The organism is Mesorhizobium sp. RSR565B (genome assembly GCF_054719465.1).
This window is the reverse complement of sequence record NZ_JBTTIE010000001.1, coordinates 154,809-174,658: the sequence shown is the minus strand read 5'-3', so window position 1 is coordinate 174,658 and position 19,850 is coordinate 154,809. Positions and strand designations below refer to the sequence as shown.

At 61.5% G+C, this 19,850-nt stretch carries 24 protein-coding genes; 12 read left to right on the top strand and 12 right to left on the bottom strand.

Going from position 1 to position 19,850, the window contains the following annotated elements; genetic code table 11:
* Positions 1-93 precede the first annotated feature (93 nt).
* From ACYG9R_RS00860 to msrA, 4 genes are all read left to right on the top strand, one after another.
* Positions 94-333 carry a hypothetical protein gene (locus ACYG9R_RS00860; RefSeq protein WP_023684348.1) on the top strand — a complete coding sequence of 80 codons (240 nt, stop codon included), beginning with the start codon at positions 94-96 and terminating at the stop codon, positions 331-333.
* A complete protein-coding gene (locus tag ACYG9R_RS00855; protein WP_023671459.1) occupies positions 318-509 on the top strand; it encodes a hypothetical protein in 192 nt (63 codons plus the stop codon). Before ACYG9R_RS00860 ends, ACYG9R_RS00855 begins: the two co-directional genes overlap by 16 nt.
* Before the next feature lie 3 nt (positions 510-512).
* Positions 513-836: a hypothetical protein gene (locus tag ACYG9R_RS00850; protein WP_023689880.1), complete on the top strand. Its 324-nt coding sequence runs from the start codon at positions 513-515 to the stop codon at positions 834-836.
* A 68-nt stretch (positions 837-904) separates the two neighbouring features.
* Complete coding sequence (msrA, locus tag ACYG9R_RS00845; protein ID WP_023671461.1) at positions 905-1,423, top strand: peptide-methionine (S)-S-oxide reductase MsrA; 519 nt, start codon at positions 905-907, stop codon at positions 1,421-1,423.
* Positions 1,424-1,442: 19 nt separating this feature from the next.
* On the opposite strand, the gene ACYG9R_RS00840 is transcribed toward msrA, so the two are convergent.
* Complete coding sequence (locus ACYG9R_RS00840; protein WP_023827220.1) at positions 1,443-2,102, bottom strand: glycosyltransferase family 25 protein; 660 nt, start codon at positions 2,100-2,102, stop codon at positions 1,443-1,445.
* A gap of 484 nt (positions 2,103-2,586) precedes the next feature.
* Here ACYG9R_RS00840 and ACYG9R_RS00835 point away from each other — a divergent pair, with 484 nt between their 5' ends.
* Complete coding sequence (locus tag ACYG9R_RS00835; RefSeq protein WP_023808296.1) at positions 2,587-3,528, top strand: glycosyltransferase; 942 nt, start codon at positions 2,587-2,589, stop codon at positions 3,526-3,528.
* Positions 3,525-4,547, top strand: coding sequence for a lipopolysaccharide heptosyltransferase II (waaF, locus tag ACYG9R_RS00830; RefSeq protein ID WP_023824483.1), 1,023 nt, complete (start codon positions 3,525-3,527; stop codon positions 4,545-4,547). Before ACYG9R_RS00835 ends, waaF begins: the two co-directional genes overlap by 4 nt.
* Positions 4,548-4,630: 83 nt before the next feature.
* Here the strand turns inward: waaF and ACYG9R_RS00825 are convergent, their stop codons facing one another.
* The 5 genes from ACYG9R_RS00825 to ACYG9R_RS00805 all read right to left on the bottom strand — a co-directional run bounded on the left by ACYG9R_RS00825 (position 4,631) and on the right by ACYG9R_RS00805 (position 7,603).
* Entirely contained in the window at positions 4,631-4,825 is a 195-nt protein-coding gene (locus ACYG9R_RS00825) for a hypothetical protein (RefSeq protein ID WP_023824484.1), read from the bottom strand.
* Positions 4,826-5,396: 571 nt separating this feature from the next.
* Positions 5,397-5,867, bottom strand: coding sequence for a GFA family protein (locus ACYG9R_RS00820; RefSeq protein WP_023814799.1), 471 nt, complete (start codon positions 5,865-5,867; stop codon positions 5,397-5,399).
* Between the two features lie 161 nt (positions 5,868-6,028).
* Positions 6,029-6,322 carry a hypothetical protein gene (locus tag ACYG9R_RS00815; protein WP_081726903.1) on the bottom strand — a complete coding sequence of 98 codons (294 nt, stop codon included), beginning with the start codon at positions 6,320-6,322 and terminating at the stop codon, positions 6,029-6,031.
* Between the two features lie 13 nt (positions 6,323-6,335).
* Positions 6,336-6,503, bottom strand: coding sequence for a Thivi_2564 family membrane protein (locus ACYG9R_RS00810; RefSeq protein ID WP_023671469.1), 168 nt, complete (start codon positions 6,501-6,503; stop codon positions 6,336-6,338).
* Positions 6,504-7,276: 773 nt separating this feature from the next.
* Positions 7,277-7,603, bottom strand: a complete 327-nt coding sequence (locus tag ACYG9R_RS00805) for a hypothetical protein (protein ID WP_023727873.1) — start codon at positions 7,601-7,603, stop codon at positions 7,277-7,279.
* A gap of 272 nt (positions 7,604-7,875) precedes the next feature.
* On the opposite strand from ACYG9R_RS00805, the gene ACYG9R_RS00800 reads away from it, so the two are divergent.
* Together ACYG9R_RS00800 and ACYG9R_RS00795 are read left to right on the top strand one after the other, a co-directional pair.
* Positions 7,876-8,112, top strand: coding sequence for a hypothetical protein (locus ACYG9R_RS00800; protein ID WP_023671471.1), 237 nt, complete (start codon positions 7,876-7,878; stop codon positions 8,110-8,112).
* A 767-nt stretch (positions 8,113-8,879) separates the two neighbouring features.
* The gene (locus tag ACYG9R_RS00795) at positions 8,880-10,106 is read left to right on the top strand and encodes an anion transporter (RefSeq protein ID WP_023824485.1); all 1,227 of its coding nucleotides are present in this window, start codon (positions 8,880-8,882) and stop codon (positions 10,104-10,106) included.
* 92 nt (positions 10,107-10,198) lie between these two features.
* Here ACYG9R_RS00795 and ACYG9R_RS00790 read toward each other — a convergent pair whose 3' ends face one another.
* Positions 10,199-10,789 carry a TetR/AcrR family transcriptional regulator gene (locus ACYG9R_RS00790; RefSeq protein WP_023730434.1) on the bottom strand — a complete coding sequence of 197 codons (591 nt, stop codon included), beginning with the start codon at positions 10,787-10,789 and terminating at the stop codon, positions 10,199-10,201.
* Between the two features lie 81 nt (positions 10,790-10,870).
* Between ACYG9R_RS00790 and ACYG9R_RS00785 the strand changes: the two genes are divergently transcribed.
* Complete coding sequence (locus ACYG9R_RS00785; RefSeq protein ID WP_023730435.1) at positions 10,871-11,755, top strand: crotonase/enoyl-CoA hydratase family protein; 885 nt, start codon at positions 10,871-10,873, stop codon at positions 11,753-11,755.
* On the opposite strand, the gene ACYG9R_RS00780 is transcribed toward ACYG9R_RS00785, so the two are convergent.
* From ACYG9R_RS00780 to ACYG9R_RS00760, 5 genes are all read right to left on the bottom strand, one after another.
* Entirely contained in the window at positions 11,731-12,042 is a 312-nt protein-coding gene (locus ACYG9R_RS00780) for a cupredoxin domain-containing protein (protein ID WP_023824486.1), read from the bottom strand. The genes ACYG9R_RS00785 and ACYG9R_RS00780 overlap by 25 nt on opposite strands.
* 10 nt (positions 12,043-12,052) lie before the next feature.
* Positions 12,053-12,577 (bottom strand): DUF4142 domain-containing protein, encoded by a 525-nt coding sequence (locus ACYG9R_RS00775; RefSeq protein WP_023824487.1) that lies wholly within the window; start codon positions 12,575-12,577, stop codon positions 12,053-12,055.
* Between the two features lie 115 nt (positions 12,578-12,692).
* Positions 12,693-13,361, bottom strand: coding sequence for an RNA polymerase sigma factor (locus tag ACYG9R_RS00770; protein WP_023730437.1), 669 nt, complete (start codon positions 13,359-13,361; stop codon positions 12,693-12,695).
* A 103-nt stretch (positions 13,362-13,464) separates the two neighbouring features.
* On the bottom strand, positions 13,465-14,553 hold the full coding sequence (locus ACYG9R_RS00765) for an HPP family protein (protein WP_023727878.1): 1,089 nt from the start codon (positions 14,551-14,553) through the stop codon (positions 13,465-13,467).
* A gap of 225 nt (positions 14,554-14,778) precedes the next feature.
* Positions 14,779-15,948, bottom strand: coding sequence for a cystathionine beta-lyase (locus ACYG9R_RS00760; protein WP_023824488.1), 1,170 nt, complete (start codon positions 15,946-15,948; stop codon positions 14,779-14,781).
* 458 nt (positions 15,949-16,406) lie between these two features.
* Between ACYG9R_RS00760 and ACYG9R_RS00755 the strand changes: the two genes are divergently transcribed.
* From ACYG9R_RS00755 to ACYG9R_RS00745, 3 genes are all read left to right on the top strand, one after another.
* Entirely contained in the window at positions 16,407-17,435 is a 1,029-nt protein-coding gene (locus ACYG9R_RS00755) for an amino acid ABC transporter substrate-binding protein (RefSeq protein WP_023671480.1), read from the top strand.
* Between the two features lie 62 nt (positions 17,436-17,497).
* Positions 17,498-18,685 carry an amino acid ABC transporter permease gene (locus ACYG9R_RS00750; RefSeq protein WP_023671481.1) on the top strand — a complete coding sequence of 396 codons (1,188 nt, stop codon included), beginning with the start codon at positions 17,498-17,500 and terminating at the stop codon, positions 18,683-18,685.
* Positions 18,686-18,689: 4 nt separating this feature from the next.
* The gene (locus tag ACYG9R_RS00745; RefSeq protein WP_023700666.1) at positions 18,690-19,847 is read left to right on the top strand and encodes an amino acid ABC transporter permease; all 1,158 of its coding nucleotides are present in this window, start codon (positions 18,690-18,692) and stop codon (positions 19,845-19,847) included.
* Positions 19,848-19,850: the final 3 nt, after the last annotated feature.

The window sequence follows — 19,850 nt, the reverse complement described above, 5'->3', positions numbered from 1 at the left end:
GGAAGGGTTTCAACAACTGCTCATCGCCTATCTCGAAGCCGCGAAACCCTATGCTATCGGCTTTGCCGCCGGGCTTGTCGCCGGGTGGCTGCTGTGAGCGCGCTCCTCGCCGTCCTGCTTGGCAACAAAGCGCTGCTGGGCTTCCTGGCATCGGTCATCGCCGCCCTTTGCTGGGGCGCTCACCAGCGGCTGGCCGGCGCCAGGGCCGAGCGCGGCAAACTGGCGGCCGCTGAGGCCGCGGCGCGCGCGGTCGCTGAGCAGGTGCAGAACGACGTCGGCGCATTGCCGGCGGACGCTGTTCGAAAGGAGCTGAAATCATGGGCAAGGGACTGATGCTTGCGCTGCTTGTGGCGCTTGCCGGGTGCACGACTGCTTCGGGCGGCTTCTGCGCGATTTCGAGCCCGCTGCGCCTGTCGGCCGAAGCCGTCGACGTCCTGTCGGACGCCGAGGCGAGAGCGCTCCTGGCGCACAACCGCAAGGGACAAAAGCTCTGCGGATGGAGGCCTTAGCCGATGCACGACCTCTTCGACATGCTCGGCATCAAGGGGCCGGTCGTCGCCGCCGGGCTAGCCGGCGGCGTGCTGCGAGCACTGTCGCGCCATCGCTACAAGCTGCGCGAGATGATTGCCTCGCCGATCTGCGGGGCGCTGGCGGCTGCGTATCTGACGCTGCCTGCCGTCGCCTGGTTCAGGGCAACCGGCATGCCTATCCCCGATCCGGCCGACGACACCACGACGCTCGCCGCCGCCTTTTTGATCGGCGTCTCGGCCATGTGGATTTCCGACATCGTCTTCGAGGTCATCGTGCGGCGGTTCGGCTCGGCCGGCAACGAGTGATGCACTTGAGATGCTGGAAGAAGCCAGCGACAATGCCTACCTAAGGAGCAATCCAATGGAGGTATGATATGGCGACGTCCACCGAACGTGCAGTCCTTGCCGGCGGCTGTTTCTGGGGCATGCAGGATTTGATCCGGCGCTATCCCGGCGTGATCTCTACCCGCGTCGGCTATAGCGGTGGCGATGTGCCCAACGCCACGTATCGCAACCACGGCAGCCATGCCGAAGCCATCGAGATCGTTTTCGATCCGGCCAGGATCAGCTTTCGCACATTGCTCGAATCCTTTTTCCAGATCCACGATCCGACCACCAGGAACCGCCAGGGCAACGATGTCGGAATGAGCTATCGCTCGGCGATCTTCTACACCAGCGACGAGCAGAAGCGCGTCGCCGAAGACACCATCGCCGATGTCGATGCCTCTGGACTGTGGCCGGGCAAGGTCGTCACCGAGCTTGCGCCGGTGGGCGATTTCTGGGAGGCGGAGCCAGAGCATCAGGACTATCTCGAGAAATACCCCAACGGCTATACCTGCCACTTTGTCAGGCCGGGCTGGAAGCTTCCGGTCCGCGAAAAGGCTGTTTCGTAACGCAGCCGCTATCGTCTGCTTATCTGGCGGTCGAACTATTCTTCCGCGCGATCGGTATGCCGGCCGCCTTGTTGAGGTGGCCGTGCTCGGGCTGCCCATAGATGAACGCGCCGTGGACGGGTTTGCCGTCGACCTCAGAGCCTGAGAACGCGACGGCCTCGATCTTCTTTGTTCCGGTCAGGCTCTGGTTTCGAAGATAGGCGAAGGTTCGCACCGCTTCTCCGACAATTCGATCGAGAAACGGTTTTGGCCGCCTCCCGGGCCGTCGCACGAGGCTTGGAAAGCGCTCTCGTCCCGAAACAAAATGGTGCTGTGCGCAAAGCGCCGGCATGACTTCCTTGCGTCCGACCCTCACTTTGGCAAAATGCGTTTCCAGCTTGATCACATCGGCATCGCGCGGCACCCATCGATCGGAAGCAAGCAGCGAGCCGGCGCCCGCGCCGAAAACGACGTCGTCCTCGAAAACCGCGCCATATTGATCCGCGCCGTTCGCAACGATCTCCCAACACGAGCGGTGGCTCAGGAAACAGCAAACCTCAGCAGCGCTTAGCGGGCTTTTGGCGACAGAGCAGCAATCGGGGCAATCAATGGCGGAGACACGCTCAAATGGTACTCCGATCCGGCCGAACTCGGACGCGACATGCGCCAGCCGATCGCGAGAACGATCAAGATTGATCACCAGACACCTCATCAGCGCCCCCTTTGTCCGGTGATCAGTGAATATCACGTTCCCGTGATTGCACAAAATTTGCTTACGTGCGGGGCAGTGGGTAGCGGCGTACGGTGCCGCCGGTTGATTTTGGAGGTTGGGTGGACATTGACGGCGTCCCCCGCGTGGCGCGAGCCTTTACCGTGCGCGCCTAGACGAGTCGCCCTAGAAGCCGAAGAATTGCCGACCGATCATGTATCCGAGCGCGACGACCACAAGGGGAAACAGGGCGGGCGTCAGCCCACCAAGAGCGGAGGTCTTTGGCTGTTGCCTGGAGATGGTCCTGGGTGCATTGCCGAGATTCTTGGTCATCCGGTATAGTAGCAAGCGCTGATTAACGATTCCGTAACCCGATCGAGGCCGCCGCGGCTTTTTGCGTTTCTGGCGCGACCTTGACAATGCCCAGCCCGTGACGCAACTGGGCCGTCTTTGAGAGCATTGTGAGGCAAGGTCAATGCGGGTGACGCTCGTTTTGAAGGGCGTAATACCCTGCCGAGGTTACGGTGGGATTCAGCGTCAGGTCGAATGGCTGGCCACGGAGATGGTTCGTCTCGGACACGAAGTCGTGGTGATCGCTGGCCCTGGCTCCAGCCACCCGCTCTTCGAAGTCCGGCACGCTTCGACCGATGCCGAATGCCGGGCAGCCATTCCGCGCGACACGCAAATCGTCCACACCCATAGTTGGCCCGTCGAGGTGCCATTTCCAACGCTGAATACGCAGCGCGGCTTTATGCCGGACCAGCCCATGCCAGTTGCGAACTGGAGCTTTATCAGCGCCAATCATGCCCGCCAGCATGGGCGCGAGACATTCGTCTACAATGGCTTTCCGGTGGACGCCTATCGTTTGTCGGCTGCAAAGGGCGACCGCCTGCTATTTCTCGCCGGCATTGCACGATCAAGCAAAGGCCTCAACCGCGCCGTCGATCTCGCCAAAAAATTCGATTTCGGTCTCGATATCGCCGGTGGCTCGCGTTGGAAACTGCTGGGCCGAAGTCAGACCCGCCGCGAAGGGTTGTTTTTCAAGAGCCTTGGCAGGCGATACCGTTTCCACGGAATCGTTGACGGCGAGCCGAAGCTTCGCCTTCTCGGCGAAGCGCGAGCCTTCCTCAACCCCATCGCCTGGGAGGAGCCGTTCGGCAACGCACCGGTCGAAGCCATGTTGTGCGGCACTCCGGTGCTGACGACGACGCGAGGCGCATTGCCCGAGACGGTCGATGCCGACAGCGGGCGCTTCTTTGAGACCGATGAAGAATTTGCGGCCGCTTTCGAGGCCGTCGCCGACCTTACGCCTCAGCAATGCCGCGAATCGGCCGCGACGAGATTTCCCATCCAAAAAGCGGCGCGCGGCTATCTGGATCTCTATGCCCGCATCCTTGACGGCGAAGCGCTTCCTTGACGACCGGCGATCCAATCCTCTTCGTCGGCTTCCCCGCGGTCGGCGACTTCGTCCGTTGCCATTCCGCCATCCAGATCATTGCCGCGCGATTTCCTGATCGCCCCATAGATGTCGTCACCTCGCCCGTTGCAGCGCCGCTGGCGCGCCTGATGCCGCATGTCAGGAAGGGCTGGGCGCTTGCCAAGCGTCATCAGCGCCCCGGTTTTGGCGAGCGCAGCCGCCTGGTTGGCGAGTTGCGCAAGGAAAATTACCGTACGGCCTATCTGATGACCAGCAGCACCAAGGCGGCGCTGATGGCGTTCATGGCCGGAATAGAGGAGCGCATCGGCTATCCGCAGGAGTTGCAATTCGGCCTCCTCAATCGCTTCCCCGCCGGCTGGTTGGCGCATCTATGGGCCTTCGGACCCCGCAAGACGCGGCTCTTCGAGGAGGTCTGCTCGATTGCCTCGCTTGGCGAAAAGCCGGCTGCGGGCGCAGAGTGGCCGGCGCCCCGGCTTGTGGTCGATCCGGCCGAGTTGGACGATTGGCGCCAGCACAAGAAGATCGATGCCGGCCGACCGGCCCTGGCGCTCTATACTGCCGACATTGAGAATTTCCGCTCATGGCCCGTCGAGCGCTTCATTTCGATCGCCAGAGACCATCATGATCGCGGCTGGGCAATCTGGATTGTGGGCGGACCGCGCGAGCACGCCGGTGCCGCAAAAATCCGCGCCGCCATTCCTGAGGCAATCGACTTCACCTCGACCCCGTCGATTGCTGACGCGATGTGCCAGATCGCCGCGTCGACCATGTTCCTCGGGGTTGATGGCGGGATTTCCCACGCCGCCGCTGCCCTGAACGTCCCATGCGCGCTCATCTACGGGCTGAATCGCCCCTATGTGCATGGGCCCGTAAACAACCATGTTCGCTTTATCGAACCGCCGCTTTCGACGCCTAGCTGGGTCAAGGACACGCGCGGCGTCAGCGAAACTCGGGTGAGGGAGGTTCTGGCTGACCTCTCAGCCGGTATTGCCAACTGACCGGTGGCCTCGCCGGCCCCAAGCGTCTGATCAAACGCTCCGTGGGGGCAACCATAGCCCCGTTTCGGGTTTACCCCTTGACACTACCCCTTGGCCCTGCGGTTTTCGGGCTCGTGATTGCCGACCCAGTGGGCACGGATGCGGTCGCTGGCTTCAAGGTAGGCCATGTCAATGAGGTAGGTCAGAAGCTTCTCGCCGTCGGCTTCGGCTTTCTGCCGAAGCTCCCGCAGTATCGCTTGCGCGAACTGCAGGTTCTCCATTTTGCTCGGCTGGTCCATCGGTGCCCCCCAATGTCTGCGCATGAACTTTGCGCCGACTATGCTTGCATGAAGATAGCCGTGAAGTGGATATTGCACGTGCGGACCGCGATCCTGCGAAGGCGCTGGCTGCATGAAACCCGCCCCATCCGGCTTCAAGATTCGCTACACTATTTGACGGAAAGAAAATAAACAAAGCGTTCTTTTGTACAAGACAGGAAGATTCCTTCAGTTCACACCACGAGATACTTGGACAGCATAGTTGACGTAACGATATTGCGTGGCCTTAGGCTCTCGTTTCCAAACAAAACGTAGCATCGTTGCAACCACAAGACGAATTCCAGCTGACCGGGGCCGCTCCGTAGTCAATCGCCGGTTACAAACGGCACCGGGTCTCAGCCCAGGGCTTTGGCCAACCCATCGTTCCACGGCAGCGCAGGCCGGATGATCTACCGCCCGCCTTGGCTTGACGCCAAGGCGGGCTTTTTGCGTTTGGCTTCTACCGGGTGAAATGTTGTCGGACCCGGCCCTGTCGACATCGGGCGGTTTCGAGAATGAATTTCCTGCCTGCCGGCTGTCTGCGCCGCTCGCGCTAGGCCGACTTGCGTTGCGGCAAGCTAGACGGCGTCTCGACACCGTCAGAAATCGGTTCGGCTGTCCGGTTTGTCGGCTCGTCATCGACCCGGTCGTGCTCGATTTGCCGGGCGGCAGGCAAGGGTTGCAACCAGTGCTCACGGCGATTGACCCAGAGTTCATAGCTGGGCTCCAGCCCTTCGGTGGGCACCTCATCGAGGCTGCCAATCGTCACTTCCACCTCATTCTCACGAACCAAAGGGACCCGGCCGCCGCAGGTGGGACAAAAACTTCTGTCGCCGTAGCTGTTGACGATACCCGTCGTTTCGAACGCCTCGAGCGGCCACACTGCAAACGCCGAAAAAGCCGACCCGCTAGCCTTGCGGCAGTCCTTGCAATGGCAAAGGCCAATCCGAAAGGGATCTCCCGTCACCGAAAACTGGATGCCGCCGCACAGGCAGCTGCCGCTCCGCCTTGTATCATTGGGCATGACCGCTCCTCCATCTGGTTGGGCATCACACCGCTACATCTTGCAGCGCCATGCGCACAATCAATTCACGCGCGGCGCAAGGGTTCCATGTCGCCTCGCGCAATGCATCGTCTGAACCCGGGAGCGCCATGGCAACGACCGCCGCAAGGCTGCTGGATATGTCAGTTCGGGAAATCGGACACCGGTTCCCGGCACCAATAGACACGGCACTGGCCATCACGTGTCGGAACGGAGGCAGCGACCGGCACCTCCGGCCAGTCGCACTCGTTGCCGTATTGGCGGACATAGCGATCGTAAGTATTCCGGCCGGTCGTCAACACCGCCGAGTGATGGCTCCGGATCAGGTGCTGCGTCTCCTCGCAGCTCATCGAACGCGTGTCGGGTCGGGCGTAGGCCGTGCTTGTTGCTGCAAACAACGCCGTTCCAATGATCCATGCGATTGTTTGGGATGTCATGGCGATCCTTATCCTAAAATACGGCCAGGTATTTCAACAGCGAAATGATGCCGATAATGATGACAACGATCTGCGCGATCTGCCTCGTGCGGCCATCGAGCGGCAGACGCTGGATGAGATAGAGCACCAGGATGATCACCAGGAAAGTGATCAGAATGCCGATAAGTACCGATGAAGCCATGTCCCTCACTCCGTCTGGCTACGTCTGAGAAGAGTACGCAGCGGCAAACGCTCTGGCCCTTGATTGGTTCCTGTCGATGCGAAGCCATCGGCGCAGCGTAAAGGCTGCGAAACAACGTTCCGCGGCCTTTGAAGCTGGATGCCGATCAGGGCCTGTTTGCCGCAATGTTGTCGTTTGCCATCGGCGACACAGTTCCAGGCAACTTGTTGCTGGCGTCAGGCGGGGCTAACGGGAGAACCGCCTCGGGTTGACGAGCTTCCGACAAAGACGGCCTGAGTTGCGCTTCGTTGTCGACATTTGCGCGAGCCCTGAGATCCGGCGCCGCCCGGCGGGTGATCGCCTTTTCTGAGGAGAACAATTGCCGTCCCAAGGGGACGACGGGAACCGAAACCTCGCACGTGCATCTCAGCTACCGCGGAACGGGCAAATCGAGCAGGTGGGGAATTTGGGGTAGGGGAATACGTCATCCAACATGCGGGGATTGGAATCCCAGGTGTCGGGCCCGCCAGTTTGTTGGAAGCGTTGCCCGTTGCAGCCTACACCATCGACACACAGGGCCGCATCACCTTCTACAACGAGGCCGCCGAACCTGAGTGGGACGACGCGCCGCGGTTTTGGCTCCGTCGTGCTCAAGCGGGTTGCACCACAAGCGCTTAGCGGCACCGGACAACTGGAATTTGGGGAACAAGGCGTCGTCTGGACGCTCCAGGCGCGGCTGCGCTCGGTCCAAATCTCTCTCGCGGATTTTGTCGATTGAAAGAGCGGGTCGCGCCTTAGGACAATCCCAGCAGGGGAGCGGTTTGGCCGCCTGTGGTGTCGGAATTGCCGATGCCAGACAGTTCGTGCTTATCGTCGGCAAGCGAAGTCAATCTCCCCGCCTCGACGGAGGTCAGTCCGTCCAATTCCATCACCGCGCCGTAGAGTTGGGCCGTCTGCATCACAAGCCGCTCGACGTCTTCAAGGGCGACGTTCTCGTCCAGGTTACGCAATCGTATGTCCTCGGCAACCACCGCAATATTGACCATTCCGCGCGAGCGCAGCGCGCCCAGGACCCGTGAATTGAGATCCTCCCGTAGCCGAGCCGAATATCCGTAGCGCATGGAAACCTTCCTTTCAGGAGCCGGTTGTCCCGTCGTGGTCAAGATGCGCCAACGACCTTCCGATGGCAAGAAGAATATAAAATATTCTCAGGTAAATCAAATAGTTAGCAGACTGCGCGGGTTGCGCTATCGGCGTGTCTTCCTCATCGTTGGTCTTGTATGTGAGTCACCCATCAGCCTCTCTTGACGCGCTGCACGGGGACCCCTAGCTATACTGCAATTGAGACAATACTAACTCACCATATTTTTGGTCTTGACGGTTGGAGGCGCGAATGGCCGAGCTGGAACGACCCGAGCGACTGCAGATCATGCTGACAGCCGAGGAATTGGCTGCCTTGGAAAACTGGCGCTTCGAAAAGCGCATGCCAAGCCGGTCCGCGGCGGTGCGGGAACTGCTGCGGCGCGGCCTGGATGCGGATGGATTCCTGACTGCGGGACAAGGAACTAAGTCTCAGGACTTTGGAATTCTGGGCAGCAGTGTGACTGGCGACGGCCAGTCGGGCGAGTAATCCGACGGCGGTTAGCCAACAATCGCTTTTTCTGGAAATGCCGCTACCAATTTATTGCAGTGGCGGAAACGCAAAGCGGGTCGGCTCTCGGCAGGGTACTGGTCTCAGCAGGGTACTCTTGGCGTATGGTTGCAAAGCCCGCTCCGGTTCGCCGGAGCGGGCTTTTTGCGTTTTCCGAACAGGAAATGGTCGCGATCGCTTTCAGATACGCTCAAGGTTCTCTTCGCACTCCATGCACGTGACGCTGTGACCGGGGCACCTGAGCCGGTGTGTTCCTCCAGGGCAGCAATGGCCGTTCGAGCTCGCCCACCGGGCACAGACAAACACCTTGCGGGTTCCGTGGCATTGTGGACATTCTATCGGACGCGCCAGCAGAGCCTCGTTCTCCGAGACACGGCATTCCCTCTCAAGAACCTGGACCATCTGAAACCCCAAGGCCGAAATACGGCTAAGCTATCCATACCCGGAAAGCCTAAATTAGAATTTAATCACATAGATCACGAGCCTTCCGAGGGGGAAGTTTCGCGGATGGCGATCTCAGGCCACCGGCAGTCCGCCGCGCGTGTCTCGTTCCCAATTTCGGCCGTCTCAAAGTCAAGCTCCGGTTGCTCCCGGCATCGGTCGACCCGCGATTTTGCCCACCGATTTTCGCATTCGGATCGTTATAGGCTTTCGCTTTGCTGGAGCGGCGTTAAAGCTGCCCGGCAAATGCCTGAGCGGGAACAGTCCGTTTCTGCGTCGGTTCGTTTGGACAAGGATGTCTGCCAATGACATTGATGGGCGCAGCGGCACTTTTGATCCTTGTCCTGACTTATGCCGGCGTCGCAATCGGGCGTATTCCAGGCCTCCGTCTCGACCGGGCAGGGATCGCCTTGCTGGGGGGTGCGGCGATGATCGCCATCGGCGCACTCAGTATGGAAGATGCCTATCGCGCCATCAATTTCGACACCATTACGCTGCTGCTCGGGATGATGATCGTGGTGGCGCATCTGCAGGTGTCCGGCGCCTTCCGGGCGCTTGGCGCCTACGCTATCGAGCATGCGCACGCGCCTTTCGTGCTGCTGGTGATGGTGACGCTGTTGACCGGCGTGCTGTCGGCGTTCCTGGTCAACGACGCCATCTGCCTGGTCATGGCGCCGATCGTCGTCCACGTCACCCGTGTCATCAATCGCAATCCCATTCCCTATCTGATCGCCACCGCCACCGCGTCCAACTGCGGCAGCGTCGCCACCATCACCGGCAACCCGCAGAACATGGTCATCGGCGCGCTGTCGGGAATTTCCTACCCGGCCTTTTCGGCCGCCCTGGCGCCGGTTGCCCTCTTCGGCCTCGTCGCGGTCATCGTCATCGTGCGCATCGTCTACCGCGCCGAATTCGCCCGCACCGCCGATCTCAACCCGGAAGTCTATCGCGGCCGCATGCTGCCGGGACAGGTGCTGAAGGCGGTGGTTGTCTGCATCGGCCTGGCCATCGCCTTCTTCGCCGGCGTTCCGGTTGCCAAGGCAGCGCTCATCGGCGGCGCCATCCTGTTGCTCACCCGCGCCATCAAGCCGGCCCGCATCTACCGCGAGATCGACGGTCCGCTGCTGTTCATGTTCGCCGGCCTGTTCATCGTTGTCGCCGGCGCCGAAAAGACGCTGCTGACGCCCGACATCATCGCCTCGGCCAAGAACCTCGGGCTGGACGACGTCTGGCGTCTATCGGGCTTCACCGCGGTGCTCTCCAACATCATGAGCAATGTTCCGGCCGTGCTGGCGCTGCGGCCATTCATACCCGGCCTTGAGAACCCCGGGCGTGCCTGGCTGGTGGTGGCGATGAGCTCGACGCTGGCCGGCAACTTCACCTTGCTTGGCTCGGTCGCCAACCTGATCGTCGCCGAACAGGCGCGGGCGGCCGGCACGCAGCTGTCCTTCTCAGCCTTCTTCAAGGTCGGCCTGCCACTGACGCTGCTCACCCTTGCCGTCGGCACGGCATGGCTGGCGGCTGGATTCTAGAGCAACTCCACGAAAAGTGTGAAGTGGTTCTCCGTCCGGAATTGCGTCAAAGAAATAGCGTGTTTCGCCGTCTCCATTAAACGGTGAACGCTCTAGCGGATAGTCGCCGATCCTGACCTTGCTCGAACCAGCGTTGCAGCGGCATGTCCGGCGGCCTCGACATAGTCGGGGTTGCGGTGGATCAGCATGATCGAGAACGCGCCGTCCATCAAAAGCACGATTTCGCGCGCCAGGGTCTGCGGCTCGTCGACGCCGTGGCCTGTGAGTTCGCCGGCCAGCCAGGTCTCGAAATTCTGCTTATGCCGCGCCCCCGCTTTAACGGCCGGGTGTCCGGGCATGGAAGCGAGTTCGGCTGCCGTGCGCAGAAAGCCGCAGCCTCTCCATTTCGGGTGCTTCGCCACGCGCGCCAGATTGGTGAAAATCGCCTCGACCTTGCGCTCGACATCGCCTTCGGCCATCTCGAACCAGCCGGCTATCTGCTTGAGGTTCGGCTGGTCGCGACCGTCGAGATAGGCCGCGATCAAATCGTCCTTGCTCTTGAAATGATAGTAGAGCGTGCGCTTGGTCAGCCCGGCTTTTTCCGCCACTGCATCGACGCTGACGCGGCCGATCCCCTCGGCATAGAACAGCTTCGTTGCGGCATCGACAATGCGTTTGCGGGTAGGGCTTGGTGCTTCGCTCATACGCAAGTATACCGACTAGTGAATATACATACAACCGAAAGCCTGATCCTCTCCGTCGACAAACACAGGGAAGGAAAAGACATGACCGAGCTTGTGCTCACCGGGGCCCGCAACGGGATCGCCATCCTCACACTTAATCGGCCGGAGAAGCTCAACGCCTTGAACTATGCGCTGATTGATCGCCTGCTTGCGCTCCTCGATGCCGCCGAGACCGACGATGCCATCCGCGCCGTCATCCTCACTGGAGCAGGAGAGCGCGCCTTCTCCGCCGGCGGCGACATCCATGAATTCTCAGGCAGCGTGGCCATCGGCGTCGACGTTGCCCTGCGCGACTTCGTCATGCGCGGACAGCGGCTGACGGCAAGGCTGGAGGCGTTCCGCAAGCCCGTCATCGCCGCCGTCAACGGCATCGCCTTCGGCGGCGGCTGCGAGATCACCGAAGCCGTGCCGCTCGCTATCGCCAGCGACCGCGCCTTGTTCGCCAAGCCTGAGATCAACCTTGCAATGCCGCCTGCTTTCGGCGGCACGCAGCGGCTTCCGAGGCTGGCAGGGCGCAAGAGGGCGCTCGAGCTGCTGTTGACCGGCGATTGGTTCCCGCCGCCGCGCGCCCTCGAACTCGGCCTCGTCAATCAGGTGGTGCCGCATGAGGAGCTGATGCCCGCCGCAATTGATCTCGCCCGGCGCATGACCAGGCATTCTCCTGCAGCAATTGCCTCGATCCTCACAGCAGTGGCGCGCGGCCTGAACCAGAGCATCGCGGATGGCTTGGCTGTCGAGGCCGAGCAGTTCGCCCGCATGGCTCCGACCGCTGATCTGCGCGAAGGGCTGGATGCCTGGATCGCACGCCGCCAGCCGGGCTGTCACGGCTCGTGGACGCACATCACCCGGCCGGATGAAGCCAAGCGAGCCTCAACGCAGCAGGACGGGCTTGCGGACCGCGATCAAGGCGCCGTCACGGCCACATGACCTTTCATGTTGGGGTGGAAGCGGCAGAAATAGTCGACCGCTTCCGCCTTCTGCAGGGTCAGGCTCGCTGTTGACTTCGGCGGGATCATCACTTCCCAGCCGCCCTTGACGGTAGCCGTGTGGGCGAACACGTCATTGTTCACCCACTTGATCGTGTCGCCGACCTTCGCCTCGACGGTGGCCGGCGAAAAGACAAGCTTGTCGACGGTGACCTGGATGGTTTCGGCCTGCACGGGTGAGGTCCCGAAGACCAGCGCCAGTGCAATCCATAGCAGCCGTTTCGACATGGCCTGGTCCTTACTTCAGCATACCTGCAACATGCTCGGCGTGCTGTTCATGGCCCTGAAAAATCTTCAGGCCGGTCTGCAGCAGGCTCTTCAACTCGGCATTGCTGGCCGATGGGATCAAAAGGGTTTCAAGCGCGCCGTCGACCTGTTTGTGGTAGGCGATCTCGTTGTCGACATAGGCTTTGTCAAAGGCTGCGCCGTCGAGTTTGGCGAGCTTCGCCCGCTCCTCGGCCGCAGCCTTGGTCAGCGCCTGGCTGGTTGCGTTGTCTTCCGGCGTCACCTTCAGCTTCTTTACCAGTTCCAGTGCCTGCGCGTTGACCGCTTCGTGGTCGCGCACCATGTCGTTGGCGAAATCCACGACCTCCTTGGTCTTCGATTTCTTGATCGCCTGCTTGGCGGCTTCCACATCGATGACGCCTGCGGTGTAGGCGATGTGGGCGATCTGCGGGTCCGTCGGCTTGTCGGCGGCTTGTGCAAGCGGGGCGGCGCCAAGCAGCAGCAAGGCTGCGAGGGTGGCGGTGTGTCGGGTAAGCATGGCATCTCCTTCGCCCGGACGCGGGATCGCGCCGGGCCATGTTTTTCAATTGACGGTCATTGGATGCGCAGCGGCGGCAAACGTTCCCGGGGAAATCGGCCAAATCAGCCGATGATCAGCTCTCCAGGCCGAGCCGCTGCATGACGGCGCTGGTCAGCCTGTCGCAGCGCCGGCCGGCAAACGGGAAGGCGTCGAGCAGCACCGGCCCGATCTGGTCGTCGAGTGCCTTGCGTACCAGGGCGCGGGCGCGGTGTAGCCTTGTCTTGACGGTTTCCGGCCGCACGCCAAGCAGCTCGGCGGTCTCCTCGATACTGAGCCCCTCGATAACCCGCGCCACGAACACCGTCCGATAAACATCGGGCAGGCTGTCGGTCGCCCGTTCCACCAACTCGAGGATCTGCCGCTGCGCCATCGTCCGCTCCGGATCGTCGCTGGGATTGAGGGGGAACTGGATGATTTCGGCTTGCGGGTTTTTCGCCACCGTCCGCCGCCTTTTGCGCAGACGGCCGAGCGCCTCGTTGATGACGATGCGCGACAGCCAGGTGGCCAATGAGGACTCCCCGCGAAAGGCATCGAGATGGGCAAAGGCTCTGACATAGGCCTCCTGGACGATGTCCTCGGCTTCGGCATCGTTGCGCACCACCCCGCGAGCGATGCGATAGAGCCGCTGATTATGGGTCTTCATGATGATGCAGAAGGCGTTGCCTTCGCGTGCCAGCGCGCGGCGCACGAGAAGCATCTCGCTTGAAGCAGCCGTGGGCATTGGTACAGACATAGCAGGCATGGCCAGTTCCTCGATCCAATCCCCGTCCGAAACCTCGATCAAGACATTGGATGACATCGCCGGCAAAAGGTTCCCGGCCATTTTCGCCCGGCTCCGACGGCGCCTAGAATACTGCTTCCGCCAGCGGCTTGTCAGCAGCCTGCACTCGCGCCGTGGCCGCAAGCAGGTCGGTCTGCGTGATCAGGCCAAGGATGCGGCTGTCCCCGTCCACGATGATGACTGCATGGGTGCGGCCGTCGGTGAGCACCGGTAGCAGGGCCATGGCGGGCGTACCGGCGGCGGCGGTCGACGCTGTCGACGTAACGCTTCCGACGGCTTCGTCGGCTCGCGCCAATTCCCTCAATCCAACGGTGCCGACCAGCCTGGCGTCCTTGTCGACAACCGGCAGCGTGCGGATATTGTGGTCGAGCAGCAGATGACGCGCCCGATCGGCGGACGCGTGTTCATCGACCGAAATCACGTCGCGGGACATGATGTCCTCGCACAACATGGTTCGGTGTGCGCGCATCGTCGCTTGCAGTTCGACCTGTCGCAGCAGCTGTTCGAGATCGTTGCGGTCGATGTCGAAGGTCTCGTCGAGCGCAGCCAGCGCGGCATCGATGTCCTCGGCCCGGAAGCCGATGCGCTCCTGAGCCGGCGGATCGATGGTTCCGTGCGTGCTTTTCGGGGCAGGGGCCGGCACATGCGGGTAGCTGCGTCGCGACAGCCTGTGGAAAGCATAGCCGAGCGCGACCAGCATCATGGAGTTCAGCGCCACCGGCACGAACGGAAACAGGAAGCCCGCACCGATCACGGCCGGCCCGCCGAGCACGGCGGTCAGTGCGGCGGCTCCGCCCGGCGGATGCAGGCAGCGCGAGAACGACATGGCGGCGATCGCCATCGCCACGGCAATGCCCGTGGCGAGAACGGGCTGATGGACGAAATGGGCCACGATCACGCCGACCAGCGCCGATATTGTATTGCCGCCGATGATCGACCATGGCTGCGCCAGCGGGCTTGCAGGCACCGCAAACAGCAGCACCGCCGACGCCCCCATCGGCGCCACCAGCAGCGGCACATGCGGGCCATTGCCAAGCACCAGCGCGCCGATCGCGCCGGTCAGCGCAATGCCGATCATCGCCCCGATGCAGGCGATGAGGCGCTCGCGCAGCGTCGCGCCGGCGAGAATGGGGACAAAGAGACGAAAGGCCATGGCAAGCTCAGTCCGGCTGGAATTGTGCGCGCAGCGCCTGCAATGGCGTTGGACCGACGATTTTGAAAGTCAAACCGATCCGAAAAAGCGCGCATTGGGGAAATAAGATTGCGCTTGGTCGACCCATGAGCGGCTTTGCGACGTCGATCGCCTGCGAAAGTCGCTCGCCAATCCTTTCAACGGGTTGGGCGGACCAGCGGAATCAGCTTCGCAAGTTTGCTGGTGTCATGCCGCAGCGGCCGCTTCCAGCCCGCGCAGGATATCGGCCTTGAGGTCCTCGACATCCTCGAGTCCGATCTGCAGCCGGATCAGCGGGCCGTCATAGGGGCCCTTGGCGACGGTACGGTCGCCGAGGAAGACCGGCACGGCGAGGCTCTCATAGCCGCCCCAGGAATAGCCGAGACCGAAGATTTTCAACGCATCGAGGAAGGCATGCTGCTGTCTCTGGCCGCCGCCTTTGAGCACGATGGAAAAGATGCCGCTAGAGCCGGAAAAATCGCGCTTCCACACCGCGTGGTCGGGGTGGCTGGGAAGCGCCGGGTGCAGCACGCGGGCCACGCCGGGCTGGCCTTCAAGCCAGACGGCAATGGCAAGCGCGCTCTTTTGATGGTGATCCAGCCGAACGCCCATCGTGCGCAGGCCGCGCAGGACTTGGTAGACGTCGTCGGGGCCGGCGCAGCAGCCCATCGTGTAGAACGTCTCGCAAAGCTGCTTCCAGCAGTTGGCATTGGCAGACACTGTGCCCAGCAGCACGTCCGAATGCCCGGCCGGATATTTCGTCGCCGCATGGATCGAGATATCGACGCCGTGGTCGAGCGGACGGAAATAGAGCGGCGTTGCCCAGGTGTTGTCCATCATGACGATGGCGCCCGTTTCATGCGCGGCCTTGGCGATCGCCGGAACGTCCTGCACCTCGAAGGTGTTGGAGGCCGGTGATTCCGTAAACACGACTTTGGTGTTCGGCTTGATTAAGCTGGCGATGCCGGCGCCGGCATGCGGAGCGTAATACTCGACCTCGACACCCAGCCGCTTCAGCATCGTGTCGGCGAAATTGCGGGTCGGATGGTAGACGGAATCGACAATCAGGATGTGATCGCCTGCCGAGAGAAACGCCAGCAACGGGACGGTCACCGCCGCCAGGCCCGACGGCACGATTATGGTGCCGGCGGAGCCTTCCAGCGCGTCGATCGCATGCGCCAACGCATCGGTGGTCGGCGTGCCGCGTGTGCCATAGGTGTATTTCTGGCTGCGCGCCGCCATCGCCGACGCATTGGGATAGAGCACGGTCGAGGCATGCACGATTGGCGGATTGACGAAGCCGAAATAGTCGTGCGGATTGTTGCCCGAATGGGCAAGCCGCGTGTTGATACCCATTTCGTTGCCGTCAGTCGCCATTGCTCTTCGCCTTGTGGTGAAAGCGCTAGCCATAGAGCGGCGGCATTGGCCGTGCAACAGCGGGCGCCCGCCACGCGGTGCCCTTTGCATAGGCCAATTCCCCTATGAATAGTCTGGAACGCGTGGCAATCCAGAGCCGCGGATTTCATGAGTGGATGTGGATTAGCGTCGACGGACTTTGCCGTTTTTGTTTGCGGGGCTTGCTGCTTTCCTGAGGGTGTTGTCCGCAATTCAGGCATTTGCGGCAATTGGTTTTCAAAGCTGTCGTGAAACGGTCATTTCCCTTGACCTCACAGAGATAATCGCCTTCGATGCAGTTCGTGAATGGGAGGGGCCGGGCGTCGGTTACGACGCGAGGTTCCGGAATGAGCCGGATGGGAGCCGGGTTCACGCGGGAAAAGATCAGGATTTGCCTGAGGATCAGGGTTTACCTGAAAACAGAAAAGGGTCTGTGGGTTATGAAACATATTGCAATTGGCATTCTCGGTGCCGCTGCGCTTGGATGGATGGCTTCGGCCGCGTCGGCGACAACGCTCGATACCGTCAAGGCGAAGGGCTTCATCCAGTGCGGTGTCTCGACGGGCCTGGCCGGCTTCTCGGCGCCTGACGACAAAGGCGATTGGAAAGGCATCGACGCGGATTTCTGCCGCGCTGTCGCTGGTGCAGTCTTCGGCGATGCCTCCAAGGTCAAGTTCACGCCGCTCAGCGCCAAGGAGCGCTTCACCGCGTTGCAGTCGGGCGAGATCGATCTCCTGTCGCGCAACACCACATGGACCATCAATCGCGATACCGCGCTTGGCCTGAACTTCATCGGCGTCACCTATTATGACGGCCAGGGTTTCATGATCAACGCCAAGAAACTGCCTGGCGTCAATTCGGCGCTGCAGCTTTCAGGTGCGGCAGTCTGCGTGCAGAGCGGCACCACCACCGAGCTCAACCTCGCCGATTACTTCAAGGCGAACAAGATGGAGTACAACCCGGTCGTCTTCGAAAAGCTGGAAGAGGTCAACGCTGCCTATGACGCCGGCCGCTGCGACGTCTACACCACCGACCAATCCGGCCTCTATGGCATCCGCCTGACGCTGAGTGCGCCGGCCGACCATGTCGTGCTGCCCGAGATCATCTCCAAAGAGCCGCTCGGCCCCGCCGTACGCCAGGGGGACGACCAGTGGTACCACATCGTCAAGTGGACCTACTTCGCCCTGTTGCAGGCAGAGGAACTGGGCATCACCCAGGCCAATGTCGAAGAGATGAAGACCTCGGATAATCCGGAGATCAAGCGCGTGCTCGGTCAGGAAGCCGAAACCAAGATCGGAACCGACCTTGGCGTGAGCAATGACTGGGTCGTCAACATCGTCAAGGCAGTCGGCAATTACGGTGAGATGTTCGAGCGCAATGTCGGCACCGGCAGCCCGCTGAAGATCGCGCGAGGCATCAATGCGCTGTGGACCAAGGGCGGCCTGCAATACGCACCGCCGATCCGCTGATCGAAATGTGATCCGGAAGGCAGATCATCTGCCTTCCGGTTTCTCTTTCCAGGGGATGAGCAATGGCGTCGCAGGAAGTTCTTCGCGAGGAGCCGAGCCGCGGTTCCTTCATCAACGATCCGAAAGTCCGCGGGTTTTTCTTCCAGGCGGTGGTTGTCATCTTGCTGGTGGCGGGCGTCTGGTGGATCGTCCACAACGTCATCGTCAACCTGCAGCGCCTGCATATTACTTCCGGTTTTGGCTTCCTGAACAACCGAGCAGGCTTTGACATTCCAGTCAGGCCCATCGCTTATGATTCCGATTCGACCTATGGCCAGGCCATTGTCGTCGGGCTTATCAACACCATTATCGTCGCCGTTGCCGGCATTATCACCGCGACCATCATTGGCTTCATTGTCGGCGTCGGCCGGTTATCGCGCAACTGGCTGGTTCGCAAGATTTGCACGGTCTATGTCGAGGTGTTCCGCAACATCCCGCCGCTGCTGGTGATCTTCTTCTGGTATTCAGGCGTGCTCGCGGTACTGCCGGCGCCTCGCGACAGTTTCAATTTGCCGTTCGGCTCTTTCCTCAACCAACGCGGTTTCTATTTTCCGCGCGCTATCTGGGGCGACGGCTCCTGGCTGATGTTTGTCGCCTTGCTTGTCGGCATCGCCATGGCTTTTTTTGTCGCGCGCACGGCACGCCAGCGGCAAATGGCAACCGGCCAGCAGTTTCCCGTATTCTGGACTTCGGCGGCGCTGATCGTCGGCCTTCCGCTCCTGGCCTATGCACTGAGCGGCTTTCCCTTGAGCTTCGACTTTCCAAAACAATCGACCTTCAACCTGACCGGAGGCTTTCAGATCGGGCCGGAGTTCCTGTCTCTCTATTTGGCGCTGTCCTGTTACACGGCCTCCTTCATCGCCGAGATCGTGCGCGCCGGCATTCTCGGCGTCAGCAAGGGTCAGACCGAAGCGGCTGGCGCCTTGGGGCTGCGGCCGGGATCTATCCTGCGGCTTGTCGTCGTTCCCCAAGCCATGCGGATCGTCATCCCGCCGCTGACCAGCCAGTATCTCAACCTGACAAAGAACTCGTCGCTGGCCATTGCCATCGGTTACCCCGACCTGACGGCGATCGCCGGCACAGTGCTGAATCAGACCGGTCAAGCGGTCGAGGGTGTGCTGATCATGATGGTCGTCTATCTCATCATCAGCCTGGTGACGTCGGCGGTGATGAATGTGGTCAACGCCAGGATGGCGCTGGTGGAGAGGTAAGACCATGCAGGAACATGATACCTCCTGGGTGCGGACCGAAATGGCACTCGCTCAACAAGCCCCGGCCGGCGTGCGGGGGCCTTTGGCCTGGGTTCGCAAGAACCTGATCGGTTCGGTGGGCGACGTCATCCTGACTGTAGTGGCTATTGCGCTGGTGGTGATGATCGTGCCGCCCGTCGTCAACTGGGCCTTCATCAACGCCCAGTGGACGGGGCCGGACCGGACTGTATGCGCCACGGTGGCGCAAGGCGGCATCCAGCCGGACGGCTGGTCAGGCGCCTGCTGGGCCTTCGTCAACGCGAAGTTCGGCCAGTTGATGCTTGGCCGCTATCCCCTGGAAGAGCGCTGGCGGCCGATCCTGGTCGCCGTCCTGTTCGTGGCGCTGCTGGTGCCGTTGCTGATGCCACGCGTGCCGCGGAAGGGGTTGAACGCCATTCTTCTATTCCTGGCACTGCCGATCATCGCGTTCGTGCTCCTGGTCGGCGGCATCTTCGGCCTGCCGCATGTGGAGACCCAGCTATGGGGCGGGCTGCTGGTGACGCTGAGTCTGTCCTTTGTCGGCATTGCCGTGTCGCTGCCGATGGGCATCGTGCTGGCGCTCGGCCGGCGCTCCAAGATGCCGATCGTCAAGACACTGTGCGTGGTCTTCATCGAGTTCGTTCGCGGCATCCCGCTGATCACCGTTCTGTTCTTTGCCAGCGTCATGCTGCCGCTGTTTCTGCCCGCCGGGGTTTCGTTCGACAAATATCTCAGGGCGCTGATCGGCGTCTCGCTGTTTGCCGCCGCCTATATGGCCGAAGTGGTGCGCGGCGGCCTGCAGGCGATCCCCAAGGGCCAGTATGAGGGTGCGGATTCGCTTGGCCTGGGCTACTGGCAGAAGATGGTGCTGATCGTGCTGCCGCAGGCACTGAAGCTGGTCATCCCCGGCATCGTCAATACCTTCATCGGTATGTTCAAGGACACAAGCCTCGTCATCATCATCTCGATGTTTGACCTGCTTGGCGTCGTCAAGCAGAACTTCTCGGACGCCAATTGGGCGACGCCACAGACCGCGAGATCCGGTCTCATCTTTGCAGCCTTCGTCTTCTGGCTGTTCTGCTTCGGCATGTCGCGCTATTCGATGTACACGGAACGCCGGCTCGACACCGGCCACAAACGTTGATGC